This is a genomic window from Streptomyces sp. NPDC002265 (assembly GCF_040296125.1).
In the GTDB taxonomy this organism is placed as follows: domain Bacteria; phylum Actinomycetota; class Actinomycetes; order Streptomycetales; family Streptomycetaceae; genus Streptomyces.
The window spans coordinates 1-15,809 of record NZ_JBEOWS010000227.1 but is presented as its reverse complement, the minus strand read 5'-3'; the positions used below and the strand labels follow the sequence as shown (position 1 = coordinate 15,809).

13 protein-coding genes are annotated in these 15,809 nt (G+C 71.5%); 12 read left to right on the top strand and 1 reads right to left on the bottom strand.

Annotation, left to right across the window (positions count from 1 at the left end; translation table 11 throughout):
- Positions 1-73: 73 nt before the first annotated feature.
- The gene (locus ABT085_RS31240; protein ID WP_162470012.1) at positions 74-610 is read right to left on the bottom strand and encodes an HNH endonuclease; all 537 of its coding nucleotides are present in this window, start codon (positions 608-610) and stop codon (positions 74-76) included.
- A gap of 325 nt (positions 611-935) precedes the next feature.
- On the opposite strand from ABT085_RS31240, the gene ABT085_RS31235 reads away from it, so the two are divergent.
- The 12 genes from ABT085_RS31235 to ABT085_RS31180 form a co-directional block, all read left to right on the top strand.
- Positions 936-2,039, top strand: coding sequence for a mechanosensitive ion channel family protein (locus ABT085_RS31235; protein WP_351615347.1), 1,104 nt, complete (start codon positions 936-938; stop codon positions 2,037-2,039).
- A 275-nt stretch (positions 2,040-2,314) separates the two neighbouring features.
- Positions 2,315-3,142: a hypothetical protein gene (locus ABT085_RS31230; protein ID WP_351615344.1), complete on the top strand. Its 828-nt coding sequence runs from the start codon at positions 2,315-2,317 to the stop codon at positions 3,140-3,142.
- A 286-nt stretch (positions 3,143-3,428) separates the two neighbouring features.
- Positions 3,429-4,640, top strand: coding sequence for an ROK family transcriptional regulator (locus tag ABT085_RS31225; protein WP_351615341.1), 1,212 nt, complete (start codon positions 3,429-3,431; stop codon positions 4,638-4,640).
- Positions 4,641-4,746: 106 nt separating this feature from the next.
- Positions 4,747-6,078 (top strand): ABC transporter substrate-binding protein, encoded by a 1,332-nt coding sequence (locus ABT085_RS31220; RefSeq protein WP_351615353.1) that lies wholly within the window; start codon positions 4,747-4,749, stop codon positions 6,076-6,078.
- 3 nt (positions 6,079-6,081) lie between these two features.
- Positions 6,082-7,023 (top strand): carbohydrate ABC transporter permease, encoded by a 942-nt coding sequence (locus ABT085_RS31215; RefSeq protein WP_351615338.1) that lies wholly within the window; start codon positions 6,082-6,084, stop codon positions 7,021-7,023.
- Positions 7,024-7,025: 2 nt separating this feature from the next.
- Complete coding sequence (locus ABT085_RS31210; RefSeq protein ID WP_351615335.1) at positions 7,026-7,919, top strand: carbohydrate ABC transporter permease; 894 nt, start codon at positions 7,026-7,028, stop codon at positions 7,917-7,919.
- 7 nt (positions 7,920-7,926) lie between these two features.
- Entirely contained in the window at positions 7,927-9,192 is a 1,266-nt protein-coding gene (locus tag ABT085_RS31205; RefSeq protein WP_351615327.1) for a 6-phospho-beta-glucosidase, read from the top strand.
- Positions 9,183-10,154 carry an N-acetylglucosamine kinase gene (locus ABT085_RS31200; RefSeq protein ID WP_351615324.1) on the top strand — a complete coding sequence of 324 codons (972 nt, stop codon included), beginning with the start codon at positions 9,183-9,185 and terminating at the stop codon, positions 10,152-10,154. The genes ABT085_RS31205 and ABT085_RS31200 overlap by 10 nt, the downstream gene beginning before the upstream one ends.
- A 257-nt stretch (positions 10,155-10,411) precedes the next feature.
- Positions 10,412-11,809, top strand: coding sequence for a GlnX family signal transduction membrane protein (locus ABT085_RS31195; protein ID WP_351615350.1), 1,398 nt, complete (start codon positions 10,412-10,414; stop codon positions 11,807-11,809).
- Between the two features lie 14 nt (positions 11,810-11,823).
- Positions 11,824-12,852 carry a glutamate ABC transporter substrate-binding protein gene (locus ABT085_RS31190; protein ID WP_351615321.1) on the top strand — a complete coding sequence of 343 codons (1,029 nt, stop codon included), beginning with the start codon at positions 11,824-11,826 and terminating at the stop codon, positions 12,850-12,852.
- Positions 12,853-12,930: 78 nt separating this feature from the next.
- Entirely contained in the window at positions 12,931-14,256 is a 1,326-nt protein-coding gene (locus tag ABT085_RS31185; protein WP_351615318.1) for a hypothetical protein, read from the top strand.
- A gap of 2 nt (positions 14,257-14,258) precedes the next feature.
- A partial coding sequence (locus ABT085_RS31180) for a serine/threonine protein kinase (RefSeq protein ID WP_351615316.1) occupies positions 14,259-15,809 on the top strand: 1,551 nt, incomplete at its 3' end.

Genomic DNA, 15,809 nt, shown 5'->3' with positions numbered 1-15,809 from the left:
GTCCGGCCCTGGGAGCGTGGGGGGCTCCCAGGGCCGGATCAAGGGGGCAGGGCGAACGCAAAGGCCCGGATCATCAGGCGGAGATGCCGTCGATCCGGGCCATGGCGTCGTCCGCGCCGAACGGCTGCAAGTAGGGCAGCCAGCGCGGGTCCCTATGCCCGGTGCCGATGATGCGCCAGGCCAGGCCAGTGGGCGGAGCGGGTTTGTGGCGCAGCCGCCAGCCGATCTCGACGAGGTGACGGTCGGCCTTCACGTGGTTGCAGCGGCGGCAGGACGCCACCACGTTGTCCCAGACGTGTTTGCCCCCGCGGCTGCGCGGGATGACGTGGTCGACGCTGGTTGCGACGCCACCGCAGTACATGCACCGGCCGCCGTCGCGGGCGAAGAGCGCACGACGGGTGAGCGGAACGGGCCCTCGATAGGGGACCCGGACGAATCTCTTGAGCCGGACCACGCTGGGTGCGGGGATCGTGACGGTTGCGCTGTGCATGAAGGCGCCGGATTCCTCTAGGCAGACGGCCTTGTTCTCGAGGACGAGGATGAGCGCACGGTGGAGCGGTACGACGCCGAGTGGTTCGTACGACGCGTTGAGGACCAGGACATGCGGCACGGATGCCTCCTTGTGCGTCGGCGGCGCGTGGCTCGCGCCGGGACGATCTGGAGTCAGTCTCCCCTCATGCCTGGTGAACGCGCCACCATGTCCCGGTAACGGGCTGGGAGTGTTTTCGACCACACGCCCGCGCGCCCCCGGAACAAGCCCTGCTCACGCCCGGGTGAGCACGGTCTCTCCTTCGCCCATCGCGCCGAAGCACCCGCCGTGCCCCGTTAGTGTGGTGATTCTGTCCGTCCGGTGACCCTTCCGTGACCTCGAAGTGCGTGTCGACCCCTCGACCGCCGCACCGGACACGGCAGCACAGCACCTGGAGGTACCTGCAGTGTCCTTGCCCGCCGTCCTGCCGGCCGCCGGCTCCGCACCGTCGCCGACTCCCACGCAGTCGCCGACCGTGACGGTGCCGTCCCTACAGGACGCCCAGGAGAGCGCGACGAACGCGGCCAGCTGGGTCGAGCAGAACTGGTCGACGTGGCTGGCGATCGGTCTGAGAGTCCTGTTGATCCTGGTGATCGCGATGGTGCTCAGAGTGGCGGTGCAGCGGGCGATCACCAAGCTCATCGACCGGATGTCCCGGACCGCCGATTCGGTCGACGGCACGGCGCTGGGCGGGCTGCTGGCCAACACCGAGCGGCGCCGTCAGCGCTCGCAGGCGATCGGCTCGGTGCTGCGCTCGGTGGCGAGCTTCCTGATCCTCGGCACGGCCGCCCTGATGGTGCTGTCCGCCTTCGAGATCAACCTGGCCCCGCTGCTGGCCTCCGCCGGTGTCGCGGGCGTGGCGATCGGTTTCGGCGCCCGCAACCTGGTCACGGACTTCCTGTCCGGCGTGTTCATGATCCTGGAGGACCAGTACGGCGTCGGCGACCAGATCGACGCGGGCGTGGCCACCGGCGAGGTCATCGAGGTCGGCCTGCGGGTCACCAAGCTGCGCGGCGCCAACGGCGAGATCTGGTACGTCCGCAACGGCGAGGTCAAGCGCATCGGCAACCTCTCCCAGGGCTGGGCGACGGCCGGTGTCGACGTGACCGTGCGCACCTCGGAGGACCTCGACCGGGTGAAGGCCACCCTCGACGCGGTCGCCGAGCGGATGAGCAAGGAAGAGCCCTGGAACGAGCTCCTGTGGAGCCCGGTCGAGGTGCTCGGCCTGGACAGCGTGCTGCTGGACTCGATGGTGGTCCGGGTCTCGGCGAAGACGATGCCGGGCAAGGCCCTCACCGTGGAGCGCGAGCTGCGCTGGCGCGTCAAGCGCGCCTTCGACGAGGCCGACATCCGCATCGTGGGCGGCGCGACGGCCCCCGTGGAGGCGGAGCCGGTCGACCCGGCCGCGTCGGTCGCGGCCCCGTCGGCCTTCGCCAACGCGGACTCCCCGCAGTCGATGGCGACGACCCCGATCACTCCGCAGCGGGCGGTGGCGCCCCCGACGAAGTAAGGGAACGATCCAGCCCACTCGTTCGAGTGAACGGCCGGGGCATCCGGCGCCACAGGGCGCGGGGTGCCCCATCGTTCTGCCGGGCACCCCACCCTGGATACGGCCCCGTTCCTCGCCGGCCGAGCGGGGGCGGCGGGAGCGGAGCGTGATTCAAAGGGTCTTCACAGGGGGGCCGCATCGTCTCCGCATTTGAAGATCACCTAGTGTGCCCCTCGTTGCGGGCCTTGTTCTGGAGCGCGAAGCCGCCCGGGGCCCGCTGCCGAATGTGGGGACAGATGAACAAGCTCGCCATAGGCGCCGCCCTGACCGGCGCCCTGGCCCTGACCGGCCTGGCCGCGCCCGTCGCGTCCGCGGCCACACCGAACCTGGTCTTCTCCGGCGTGACCGTCAACAAGGGGAAGGCGATCGTCGTCGGCACCACCGGCACGGTCAAGGTGCCGGTGACGTACGACCTGACCCGGCCCGCCGACCTGGTCATCGACAACAAGAAGACGTTCGCCGCGGTGGTCCTCTACCGCGGCACGCTGAAGTCCGTCGACAACGAGCTGGGCCCGGAAGTCATGCCGACGTGCACGACGACCGCCACCACGGCGACGACGGTCACCCAGCGCTGCACGGAGACGATCCCCGTCTCCCCGCGCGACTACCTCTACGAGGCCGCGGACGCCGGCACGTGGAAGGCGGCCGGCGTGTACGCGCACATGGACGGCACCGTCTCGGACGACTTCCTCAGCTCCGAGACCAACATGGCGATGTGGGGCAACCTGGCGACCGCCAAGGTGCAGCGCGCGGCCAGGCTCACCACCGACGCCACGCCGGAGCCGGTGAAGAAGGGCAAGACCCTCACCGTCAAGGGCGCGCTGACCCGGGCCAACTGGGCGAACGGCAAGTACTCGGGCTACGTGGGCCAGACGGCGACCCTCCAGTTCCGGGCCAAGGGCAGCAGCACCTACAAGAACGTGAAGACGGTGAAGTCCGGCACGGCCGGCGCGCTGTCGACCACGGTCAAGGCCAACGCCGACGGCTACTACCGGTACACGTTCGCCGGTACGTCGACCACGGCCGCGGCGACCGCCGCGGGCGACTACGTCGACGTGAAGTAGCAGCCGGCGACGTGAGGCGGCAGCCGGCGTGAAGCAACACCCGTACGGCACCTCCTCACCGCACCACCGCAGTGCCGCACCACCCCACCGCCCCCGCAGGCAACGGCTCCGTCGCCTGCGGGGGCGGTTTCTCTTGTGCCTCGGGGGCGGTTTCTCTTGACGCCCGCTTCTCCCCGGGCTTAGGTTCCTGCCACCGAATAGGAAACCTTCCTAACAGTGATGACGGGATGGACTTCCCGACCAGGTCACTGAGAGGCTGGACGGCCGAGAGGCAGGTGTCGACCCCATGGCAGGAACCACCGGTACGCCGGGCACCCCGCGCGTCCTGCGCGCCATGAACGACCGTGCCGCGCTCGACCTCCTGCTGGAGCACGGGCCGCTGTCCCGTACCCGCATCGGCAAGCTCACCGGCCTGTCCAAGCCCACCGCCTCCCAGCTGCTGGCCCGGCTGGAGGCGGCGGGGCTCGTCCTGGCCACCGGAATCAGCGAGGGCCGGCCCGGCCCCAGCGCGCAGTTGTACGAGGTCGATCCGGCCGCCGCGTACGCGGCCGGACTCGACGTCACCCCCGAACGCATCCAGGCCGCCGTCGCCGACATCACCGGCCGTACGGTCGGCGCGTACGAACTGCCCACCCCCGGCAGGAAGTCGGCGCCATCGGTCGTGCAGCAGGTCACCGACGCGCTCGACGGCGCGGTGAAGGCGGCCGGGCTCGCCCGCGACGACGTCCACCGCGTCGTCATCGGCACCCCCGGCGCCTTCGACCCCAACACCGGCCGTCTGCGCTACGCCTCCCACCTGCCGGGCTGGCACACCCCGGCCCTCCTCGACGAACTCGCCGCCGCCCTGCCGATGCCGGTCGAGTACGAGAACGACGTCAACCTCGTCGCCGTGGCCGAGCAGCGGCTGGGCGCGGCCCGCGGCCACGCGGACTTCGTCCTGCTGTGGAACGAGGGCGGCCTCGGCGCCGCGCTCGTGCTCGGCGGCCGGCTGCACCGCGGCTGGACCGGCGGCGCAGGCGAGGTCGGCTTCCTGCCGGTGCCCGGCGCGCCCCTGGTCCGCCAGGTGACCAAGACGGGCAGCGGCGGCTACCAGGAGCTGGCCGGTTCGCAGGCGCTGCCCCGGCTGGCCCGTGAACTGGGCGTCCCCCGGATCCCGTCCGGCCCTTACACCGAGGTCGCCGCCGCCCTCGTGGCCCGCGCGGCCGCGGCGGACGACGGCCCCGAGCGGCAGCTCCTCGAGACGTACGCGACCCGGCTCGCCACCGGTCTGGCCTCGCTCGTGTCCGTCCTCGACCCCGAACTCGTCGTCCTCAGCGGTGCCTCGCTCACCTCCGGCGGCGAACCCCTGCGCTCGCTGGTCCAGGCCGAACTGGCCGAACTGGCCGCCGCCCGGCCCCGGCTGCTGGTCGGCGGCGTCACCGAACACCCCGTGCTGCGCGGCGCGTTGGAGAGTGCGCTGGCGGCCACCCGCGACGAGGTCTTCGACACCTCGCGCTGACCCCGACAGCCACCTCCGCCTCCCGCCTCACCCCCTTCGCCTCCTGCTTCACCTCCACCGCCTCTCACCCCGCCCGTCCCAGGGAGATTCCGTCATGCCCGAAGTCATGCCCCCAGCGGTACGCAAGGCAGCGCTCGTCCTGACCGCGTCGGCGATCCTCCTCACCACCGCCTGCACCGGCCAGAGCGGTTCCGGTGCGAGCGACGACGCGTCGAAGGAGACGACCATCAACTTCTGGCACGCCTGGAGCGCGCCCTCCGAGGTCAAGGCCGTGCAGGCGCTGGTCGACGGTTTCGAGAAGAAACACCCCAACATCCACGTCGACGTCGTCGGCAACGTGACCGACGACAAGATCAACCAGGCGCTGCGGGCGGGCGGTGCCAAGGCGCCCGACGTCATCTCGTCCTTCACCACGAACAACGTGGGCAAGTTCTGTTCCTCGGGCGCCCTGACCGACCTCAACCCGTTCTTCGAGAAGTCCGGCATCGACCCCGCGACGACCTTCCCGAAGGCGATGAACGAGTACACCCAGTTCGACGGCGACCGCTGCGCGGCACCGCTGCTGGGCGACGCCTACGGCCTCTACTACAACAAGACGGCGTTCGCGAAGGCCGGCATCAAGAACCCGCCGCGCACCTGGTCCGAGTTCGAGGCCGACGCCAAGAAGCTGACGATCGCCAAGGGCGACTCGTACACGCAGCTCGGGTTCATGCCGGACTACCACGGCTGGGAGTCGACGACCGAGCACTACTTCGGGCAGTTCTCGCCGACGTACTTCGACAGCAGCGGCAAGTCGAACCTCGCCAAGGACCCCGCCTTCAAGGCCGGTTTCACGCTCCAGAAGAAGCTCGTCGACGAACTCGGCGGATTCCAGCGGCTGGAGAAGTTCCGCTCCACGCTGGGCGACGAGTGGGGCCCCAAGCACCCGTTCCACACCGGCCAGGTGGCGATGCAGCTGGACGGCGAGTGGCGGCTGGGCATGGCCACGGAGGCCAAGCCGGACTTCGAGATCGGCGTCGCCCCGCTGCCCGTGCCCGACGACCAGGCGTCCCAGTACGGCAAGGGCTACATCACCGGCACGATCACGGGCATCGCCGCCAACAGCAGCAAGCAGAACGCGGCCTGGGAGCTGGTGAAGTACATGACCACCGACACGGACGCGGTCGTGGACTTCTCCAACGCCATCCACAACGTGCCGTCCACGCTGGCCGCCCTGAAGTCGCCGAAGCTGAAGTACGACCCGCGTTTCAAGACGTTCCTCGACATCGCCGCGAACCCGGCCTCGACCACGACGCCGGCCTCGGTCAACGGCGGCGTGTACCTGGTGACCATCCAGCAGTTCGGCTACGACTACGAGAGCGGCAAGGTGAAGGACCTGGCGTCCGGCCTGGCCGCGACGGCGGCGCAGATCGACACGGACATCGCGCAGGCGAAGTAGGCCATGAGCACTCTCACCCTGACGTCGAAGCGCCGCCGCGCGGCGCTTCGCAACCTCGCCTTCCTGTCCCCCTGGCTGATCGGCTTCGCGGTCTTCTTCGCGTACCCGCTGATCTCGACGGTCTACTTCTCGTTCATGCACTACGACGGCTTCCGGCCGCCGACCTGGAGCGGGACGAAGAACTGGACGTACGTCTTCGAGCACTACCCCCTGTTCTGGCCCGCACTGCGCAACACCCTGTGGCTGGTCCTGGTGATGGTGAGCCTGCGCGTGGTCTTCGGACTGGGCGTCGGCCTGCTCATCACGAAGATCAAGACCGGTACGGGGGTCTTCCGGACCCTCTTCTACCTGCCCTACCTGGCCCCGCCGGTCGCGGCCACCATGTCCTTCGCGTTCCTGCTCAACCCCGGTACGGGACCGGTCGACTCGCTCCTGGAGAAGATCGGTGTCCCCGCGCCCGGCTGGTTCAACGACCCCGCGTGGTCCAAGCCGGCCCTGACCCTGCTCGCCCTGTGGGGCATCGGCGACCTGATGGTCATCTTCATGGCGGCGCTGCTGGACGTGCCGACGGAGCAGTACGAGGCGGCCGAGCTGGACGGGGCCTCGGCGTGGCAGCGGTTCCGCTACGTCACGCTCCCGAACATCTCCCCCATCGTGATGTTCGCCGTGGTCACCGGGGTCATCCAGACCATGCAGTACTACACGCAGCCGCTGATCGCGGGGAAGGTCGCCTCGGGCGTCATCCAGGGCGCGGGCACCCAGTTCGAGCCCGGCTACCCGGACAAGTCGACGCTCACCCTTCCCCAGCTCGTCTACAACCTCGGTTTCCAGCGCTTCGACTACGGCTCCGCATGCGTGGTGGCGCTGGTCCTCTTCGCCCTGTCGATGGTGTTCACCGCGTTCCTGATGCGGCGCCGCGGCGGTCTCGTCCAGGCAGGTGACTGACCATGGCCCAAGTACTCGACAAGCCGGTCGGGCTGACGGCTCCCGTCACGCCGGCCGGGCGCACCGCCCGGCGCCGGGCGGTGCTGGAGTGGGTCGCCGTGCACGCCCTCGGGGTCGCGGCCGCCCTGTTCTTCGTCCTGCCGTTCGTGTTCGTGTTCCTGACCTCGCTGATGAGCGACACCCAGGCACTGAGCCGGGACCTGGTCCCGCACACCTGGGAATGGGCCAACTACCGGAAGGTCTTCGACACTCCCGGCTTCCTGACCTGGTGGCGCAACACCCTGCTCTACGCCGGTGCCGGCACCGTCCTGACGGTCGTGTCGTCGCTCCCGGTCGCGTACGCCCTCGCCAAGTTCCGCTTCCGCGGCCGGAATCTGGCGCTGATGCTGGTGATCTCGATGATGATGCTGCCCCCGCAGGTCGTCATCATCCCGATGTACCTCTTCTGGGCGAAACAGCTCGGGCTCTCGGGCACGCTGTGGCCGCTGATCATCCCGATGGCGTTCGGCGACGCGTTCTCCATCTTCCTGCTGCGCCAGTTCCTGACGACGATCCCGAACGAGTACGTGGACGCGGCCAGGGTGGACGGCTGCGGCGAGCTGCGCACCCTGCTGAGGGTCGTCGTCCCGATGGCGAAGCCGGGCATCGCCGCGGTGGCGCTCTTCCAGTTCTTCTACGCCTGGAACGACTACTTCGGACCGCAGATCTACGCGTCCGAGAACCCCGGCGCCTGGACCCTGTCGTACGGCCTGGAGTCCTTCAAGGGCGCCCACCACACCGACTGGAACCTCACCATGGCCGCCACCGTGCTGGTCATGGCCCCCGTGATCCTCGTGTTCTTCTTCGCCCAGAAGGCGTTCGTCGAGGGCGTCACCCTCACCGGAGTGAAGGGCTGAACTACTCGTGAAACTCACCGTGGTCGGCGGCGGCTCGACCTACACCCCCGAACTCGTCGACGGCTTCGCCCGTCTGCGCGACACCCTGCCCGTCGAGGAACTGGTGCTGGTCGACCCGGCGGCGGACCGGCTGGAGCCGGTCGGCGCGCTGGCCCGGCGCATCTTCGCCAAGCAGGGCCACCCGGGCCGGATCATCACCACTTCCGACCTGGACGCGGGCGTCGACGGCGCCGACGCCGTCCTCCTCCAGCTGCGCGTCGGCGGACAGGCGGCCCGCGAACAGGACGAGACCTGGCCGCTGGAGTGCGGCTGCGTCGGCCAGGAGACCACGGGCGCGGGCGGCCTGGCCAAGGCGCTGCGCACGGTGCCGGTGGTCCTGGACATCGCCGAACGGGTCCGCAGGACCAACCCCGGCGCCTGGATCATCGACTTCACCAATCCGGTCGGCATCGTGACCCGGGCCCTGCTCCAGGCCGGGCACAAGGCGATCGGTCTGTGCAACGTGGCGATCGGCCTCCAGCGGAAGTTCGCCGCGCTGCTCGGCGTCGCCCCCGCCGATCTGCACCTCGGCCACGTCGGCCTCAACCACCTCACCTGGGAGACCTCGGTCCGGCTCGGCGGCCCGGACGGCGCGGACGTGCTGCCCGCGCTGCTGGCCGAGCACGGCGAGGCGATCGCCGCCGACCTGCGACTGCCCCGCCCGCTCCTGGACCGGCTGGGCGTCGTCCCCTCGTACTACCTGCGCTACTTCTACGCGCACGACGAGGTGGTACGGGAGCTGCGGACGAAGCCGTCGCGGGCGGCCGAAGTGGCCGCGATGGAACGGGAACTGCTGGCGATGTACGCCGATCCGGCCCTGGACGAGAAGCCCGAGCTGCTCGCCCGGCGGGGCGGCGCCTACTACTCCGAGGCGGCGGTGGACCTCGCGGCGGCACTGCTGGGCGGGGCGGGCAGCCCGTACCAGGTGGTCAACACCCTCAACAACGGCACGCTGCCGTTCCTCCCGGCGGACGCGGTGATCGAGGTGCAGGCCGCGGTCGGCCCGAAGGTCGCGGCCCCGCTGCCGGTCGCGCCGCTGGACCCGCTGTACGCGGGGCTGACGGCGAACGTGACGGCGTACGAGGACCTGGCCCTGGCGGCCGCCCTGCACGGCGGCCGGGACCGGGTCTTCCGGGCCCTGCTGGCCCACCCCCTCATCGGCCAGTACGCGTACGCCGAGACCCTCACCGACCGGCTGATCGCACACAACCGGGAGCACCTCGCGTGGGCCTGACCGCGAGCGTCCTCGCCATCGACGCCGGCAACAGCAAGACCGACGTGGCGGTCGTGGCGGCCGACGGGACCGTCCTCGGCACCGCCCGCGGCGGCGGGTTCCGGCCGCCCGTCGTGGGCGTGCGGGCGGCGGTGGACGTCCTGGCGGAGGCGGTCGGCCGGGCGTACGCGGCGGCGGGCGTCGGCGAGGTGCGGCAGGTGTCGGCCTGCCTGGCCAACGCCGACCTGCCGGTGGAGGAGGAGCAGCTGGCCGCCGCGCTGCACGCGCGCGCGTGGGGCGCGTCGGTGGACGTCCGCAACGACACCTTCGCGATCCTGCGGGCGGGAGTGGCCGAGCCGCGGGGCGTCGCCGTGGTGTGCGGCGCCGGCATCAACTGCGTCGGCATGCACCCCGACGGCCGCACCGCCCGCTTCCCGGCGCTCGGCCGGGTCTCCGGCGACTGGGGCGGCGGCTGGCATCTGGCGGAGGAGGCCCTGTGGCACGCGGCGCGTGCCGAGGACGGGCGCGGCGTCCCCACCGAGCTGGCGCGGGCCCTGCCCGCGCACTTCGGCCTCGACTCCATGTACGCGCTGATCGAGGCGCTGCACCTGGAGCGGGTCGCCCAGCACCGCCGCCACGAGCTGACCCCGGTGCTGTTCGCCACGGCCGCCGGGGGCGATGCGGTGGCCCGCTCGGTCGTGGACCGTCTGGCCGAGGAGATCGTGTCCATGGCCACCGTCGCGCTGACCCGTCTGGGCCTGCTGGAGGAGGAGACTCCGGTCCTGCTGGGCGGCGGTGTCCTGGCCGCGGGCCACGCCCTGCTCGACGACGCCGTACGGGAGCTGCTCGCCGCCCGGGCGCCGAAGGCGGTGGCGCGGGTGGTGACGGCGCCGCCGGTGCTGGGGGCGGCGCTGCTGGGCCTGGACCGGTTGGACGCGCCGGCCGGGGCGCGGGAGAGGCTGCGGGCCCACTACGCGCCGTGAGACGGGCGGTGCCCCCGACGGCCCGCGGGTCCGGGAACCGAACAGATTCCCACGGCGTATTCATGGGCAGAGGGTGCGGGGGTCCGGACGGGTCGCGACGCGGGACCCGGGTCTTGCGCTGCGATCCGATCAAGATCCGGCGAAGACCCGGTGCGGATGTCGGTCCCGGCAGTGATACTGGCGTCGACGGATGACCACGGGGGAGGTCAGCAGTGACTCAGGCACCGAAGGGCAGTGCGGCACCGCCGAGTTCGGGCATGCCCGCGACGCCGGTGGTACCTCACCAGGCAGCGCTCCGGCCCGGGGCCGCCGACCGGTCCGCGGCCGCCGCGCCGCCGCCGCGGGCCACCGCGTTCGTGGAGGGCGTCGACCGGCTGCGCACCGCCGCCACCACCGAACCGGGCCGGCTGCGCATCCTCGGTGCCCTTATCGCCGTCCTCGTCGTCGCCTTCGGCGCGGTCACCGCCTGGCAGATGACCGACCGCACGGCCGCGGCCGACGACGTCCTGCACAAGAGCCAGCCGCTCACCGCCGCGGCCGCCGACATCTACCGCTCGCTCGCCGACGCCAACACCGCTGCCTCCAGCGGCTTCCTGGCCGGCGGCCAGGAGACGGCCGCCTCCCGCAAGCGGTACGAGCAGGACATCGACACCGCCGCCGCGGGACTGGTCAAGGCGGCCGGGAGCTCCGACCCCGGCTCCCCCGCCGCGGCGACCATCACCAGGTTGAACATCCTGCTGCCGGAGTACAAGGGCCTGGTGGAGCGCGCCCGTACGTACAACCGGCAGGGCTTCCCGGTCGGCGGCGCCTATCTGCGGTACGCGAACGAGAAGATGCAGGGCGAGATGCTCCCGGCGGCGCAGGACCTCTACACCAAGGAGAACCGCCGCCTCGGCGACGACTACGCGCGTGCCACGCCCTACCCCTGGGCGGCGATCGCCCTGGGCGTCCTCGCCCTGGCCGCGCTCGGCTGGGTCCAGCACCGCAACTACCGCCGCACCAACCGGGTGCTGAACCACGGTCTGGTGGCGGCCACGGCCACCGCGGCCGTCGTGCTGCTCTGGCTCGTCGTCGGCCACGGCGTGGCCCGCGCGCAGCTGAACGAGTCCTACGACCACGGCGTCCGCTCGCTGAACGTGCTGCACGACGCCCGGATCGCCTCCCTCAAGGCACGGGGCAACGAGAACCTCACCCTGGTGGCCCGCGGCGCCGAGACGGTCAAGGTGGGCGACAGCACGGTCGACGTCTACGACCACGACTTCACCGAGGACATGACCGCCCTCGGCAAGGGTCTGGCGCTGGCCCGGACGCTCGCCGACGACCACCAGGGCGCCGAGCCGGTCACCGCGGCAGTCGCCAACATGACGGAGTGGAAGAAGCGCCACGCCGCCGCCCGCGAGCAGGACGAGAACGGCAACTACCAGCAGGCGCTGGACCGGGTGATCGGCGACAAGGGCGCCACCGGCGAGTGCTTCGACAGCGTCGACGCCAACCTCGCCCGCGCCCTCGACCACGAGCAGAGCGAGTTCCGGCAGGCGGCGGGCGACGGCCTGGGCGCGATGAGCGGACTGCCGCTGGGCGCCGCCGTACTGGCCGTGCTGGGTGCGGCGGGCGCGGTGGTCGGCATCGGGCGCAGGCTGTCGGAGTACCGGTGAGAGGGGGCGTGACGATGCATGTGCGACGAGTGCGGGCCGGCCTGAAGGGCTGGGGCGGGGTGGGCGCGATGGCGGTCGTCTGCGCCCTGGCCCTGACGTTCGTCCTGCTGCTGCCGCTGGTCCGGCAGCACCACGACGACGGTGTCGGCCTGGGCGGGCCCGGCCTCGCCACCGGCGAGCAGATGCGGGCCGGGAACTGCACGGACCCGGAGAAGCAGACGCTGCCGCCTTCGGGTGCGGACGGTGCCACCATCGAGGCCGTCAAGAAGCGCACCGGCGAGAAGCGCAAGCTGATCGTCGGCGTCGACCAGAACAGCTACCGCTGGGGCTACCGGGACCCGAACAACCAGGGCTCCGCGCTGGAGGGCTTCGACATCGACCTGGTGCACCGGATCGCCCAGGACATCCTCGGCGACCCAAACGCGGTCCAGTTCAAGGCCATCCCCACCAACGAGCGCATACCGGCGATCAAGGACGGCCGGGTCGACATGATCGTGCGCACGATGACCATCAACTGCGACCGGCTGAAGGACGTGGCGTTCTCCGCGCCCTACTTCAAGACCGGCCAGCAGGTCCTGGCCCCCAAGTCGTCGACGATCACGGGCTACAACAGCACGCTGGCCGGGAAGAAGATCTGCACGGCGGCGTCCTCCACCGCGTACACCAAACTCGACGAGGACAAGAAGGCGGGCCGTCTCGCCTCCTCCGTCGACATCTCCACCACCGTCCCCAACCAGCTCGACTGCCTGGTCCGCCTCCAGCTCGGCGAGGTCGACGCGGTGGTCACCGACGGCGCGCTCGCCGCCAGCCAGGCCGCCCAGGACCCCACGGTCGAGCTGAAGGGCGCCCCCTTCACCACGGAGTACTACGGCGTGGCGATGCGGCAGGACGCCGACGACCTGGTGCGCCGCGTCAACCAGATCCTGGTCGGCTACAGCGGCAACGGCTGGCAGGCGTCGTACGACACCTGGCTGTCGGCCACACTGGGCAAGGACGCGACGGCGTCGAGGCCGCCCGCACCGCAGTACCTGCGCACGAGCTGACCGCACGCCGACGGACACCACGAGGACCACGAAGGCAGCAGCAGACCCGAAACCCTATTCAGCAGCGAGAGGTGATCGATGGGCGTCACGGACCCCGCCGGGCCGGTGATGGACCGGGACGAGGTGGACCGTGCGCTGGCGCGGCTCGGCGCCGAGCACGAGGCGATCGAGACCTCGCTGCTCGCCCTCCAGGACCACGCGGGCCGCAGGCTCCTCGAAGGCGCCGCGCTCACCGGGACCACCCGGGAGCGCTGGACGTCCGCGGAGGCGTCGATCACGCTGCTGTGGGCGTACTTCGACGCCTACACGGACGCGCTGCGCTCCGCCCGGGAGATCCGCTCCCGCCGCCGCTGGTCCAGCCGCGAGGACCTGGTGGAGCTGACCGAACTGCTGCGCGGCGAGTGCGTCACGATCGCCGGCAGCGCGACGGCCACGGCGAACGCGCCGACGCTGTCCGGTCCGGGCCGGCTCAGCGAGAGCTTCTCGCTCGTCACGCTCGTGGAGCGGATGAACGAGCTGTACGCGTCCTCGCTGGACATGGTCGTCGCCGCCGACGCGGTCTGGTCGGCGCTGCCCGCCCGGATCGATTTACTGGCCGCGGAGCTCCAGCGCACCCGCAAGCTCGCGCACTCCGTGGGCGTACGCCCCGGCGAGCACCCGGCGGGCGACGACCTGGAGCGGATCACCCACACCCTGACCGCCCTGCGCGAGCAGGTGGTGTCCGACCCGCTCGCCTACTGGCTCCCGACGCAGGGCAGTTCGGCCCCGGGCGGCGGCCGGCCCGACACGGCCGTGTACGACCGGGAGGCGCGCGCGCTGGAGGACGTGCGCCGCGAGATCGACGCCGTACTGACGGTCCGCCAGGACGCCGAGCAGCGGCTGGTCAGACTGCGCGACGTGCTCTCCCGCGCGGACCGCACGCTGGCCGAGGCGCGCACCGCGCGCGGCGAGGTCCTCGCGAAGATCGCCGCCACCGAGGTGCCGGTGGTCGGCGGACCGCCGACCGTGCTCCAGGAACAGCTGGCGACGGCCGCCGAGTACCGCAGGCGCGGCCAGTGGAACCGGCTGTCACCGCTGCTGGAGTCCCTGGAGCAGCGGGCCGAGGACGAGCTGCTGCGCGCCCGTGAGTCGCTGACGGCGGTCACCGCGCCCCTGGCGGTCCGCGCGGAGCTGCGCGGCCGCCTCGACGCCTACCGGGCGAAGGTCGCCCGGCACGGCCTGGCGGAGGACCCGTTCCTGATCGAGCGGTACGACGCGGCCCGCCGCATGCTGTGGAGCGCGCCCTGCGACCTGCGTGTCGCCGAGCAGGCCGTCCTGCGCTACCAGCACGCGGTCGTCGAGCTGCTCGGTGTCCCGCGCGCGGCGCAGCAGCGTGGACCGCAGGACCACAGGGGGGAGCAGTAGCCATGAGTCAGGCAGGTCAGGCGTGTCAGCGGCCGGGCTGCGACGGGTCGTACGAGGACATGGGCGGCGGCGAGCTGTACTGCGGCACCTGCGGTCTCGCCCCGGTCGTCCCGGCGGGAGCCGCGTCCGGCGCGATCGGCGGCAAGGGTTCGGCGGGCAGCGGCAGTTCGCGCACCGGTGCGGGCGCGGGCGGCAGTACGCGCACGTCGTCGCAGTCGTCGAGGTCGCGGCGCTCGGTCTCCGGGCGGCTCTCGCGCTCGGTGTCGGGCCGGACCTCGGGCCGCTCGGTGTCGGTGCGCAGTTCCGGTTCCGGCACCGGGAGTTCGGCGCGCAGCCGGCTCGGTGCCGGGCTGGTCGCGGTGCCGCAGGTGCCGCGGCCCGACCCACGGGCGATGGTCCTGGAGAACCCGGAGGTGCCCGAGCGCAAGCGGTTCTGCTCGCGCTCCGACTGCGGTGCGCCGGTGGGGCGTTCGCGCGGCGACCGGCCCGGGCGTACGGAGGGGTTCTGCACCAAGTGCGGGCACCCCTACTCGTTCGTCCCGAAGCTGCACACCGGTGACATCGTGCACGGCCAGTACGAGGTCATGGGCTGCCTGGCGCACGGCGGTCTCGGCTGGGTCTATCTGGCCGTGGACCGCGCGGTGGCGGACCGCTGGGTCGTACTGAAGGGCCTGCTGGACACCGGCGACGAGGACGCCCTGGCCGCGGCGGTCGCCGAGCGGCGCTTCCTCGCCGAGATCGAGCACGCCAACATCGTGCGGATCTACAACTTCGTGGAGCACCTGGACCAGCGCACGGGATCGCTGGACGGGTACATCGTGATGGAGTACGTCGGCGGCAAGTCGCTGAAGGAGATCGCCAACGATCGGCGCACCGCCGACGGCAAGCGCGACCCGCTGCCGGTGGAGCAGGCGTGCGCGTACGGCATCGAGGCGCTGGAGGCCCTCGGCCATCTGCACAGCCGCAACCTGCTGTACTGCGACTTCAAGGTCGACAACGCGATCCAGACCGAGGACCAGCTCAAGCTGATCGACATGGGCGCGGTGCGCCGGGTGGACGACGAGGAGTCGGCCATCTACGGCACCGTGGGCTACCAGGCGCCGGAGGTGGCGGACGTCGGCCCGTCGGTGGCCAGCGACCTGTACACGGTGGGCCGCACCCTCGCCGTCCTCACCTTCGACTTCCAGGGCTACACGAGCGTGTTCGTGGATTCCCTGCCCGACCCCGACAACATCGAGGTCTTCCGCCGGTACGAGTCGTTCTACCGGCTGCTGGTGCGCGCCACCGACCCCGACCCGGCACGCCGGTTCGCGTCCGCGCAGGAGATGGCGGAGCAGCTGACGGGTGTGCTGCGGGAGGTCGTCTCCCTCCAGACGGGACAGGCCAGACCGGCCCTCTCGACCCTGTTCGGGCCCGAACTGAAGGTGACGGACACGGAGTTGTTCCCGCGGCTGGACGGGGACGTGTCGCGGCTGGGGGTGCGGCCGGCACCGGTGCGGCGGTCCGTCCCGGCGGCCCGGGCCGGGGGCGACCCCGTTCCCGGGGCCGGCCCC

Excerpts from the sequence above, each read along its gene's own strand:
- ABT085_RS31230 (WP_351615344.1), top strand. The coding sequence starts at position 2,315 with ATGAACAAGCTCGCCATAGGCGCCGCCCTGACCGGCGCCCTGGCCCTG.
- ABT085_RS31225 (WP_351615341.1), top strand. The coding sequence starts at position 3,429 with ATGGCAGGAACCACCGGTACGCCGGGCACCCCGCGCGTCCTGCGCGCC.
- ABT085_RS31220 (WP_351615353.1), top strand. The coding sequence starts at position 4,747 with ATGCCCCCAGCGGTACGCAAGGCAGCGCTCGTCCTGACCGCGTCGGCG.
- ABT085_RS31215 (WP_351615338.1), top strand. The coding sequence starts at position 6,082 with ATGAGCACTCTCACCCTGACGTCGAAGCGCCGCCGCGCGGCGCTTCGC.
- ABT085_RS31210 (WP_351615335.1), top strand. The coding sequence starts at position 7,026 with ATGGCCCAAGTACTCGACAAGCCGGTCGGGCTGACGGCTCCCGTCACG.
- ABT085_RS31195 (WP_351615350.1), top strand. The coding sequence starts at position 10,412 with ATGCCCGCGACGCCGGTGGTACCTCACCAGGCAGCGCTCCGGCCCGGG.
- ABT085_RS31190 (WP_351615321.1), top strand. The coding sequence starts at position 11,824 with ATGCATGTGCGACGAGTGCGGGCCGGCCTGAAGGGCTGGGGCGGGGTG.
- ABT085_RS31185 (WP_351615318.1), top strand. The coding sequence starts at position 12,931 with ATGGGCGTCACGGACCCCGCCGGGCCGGTGATGGACCGGGACGAGGTG.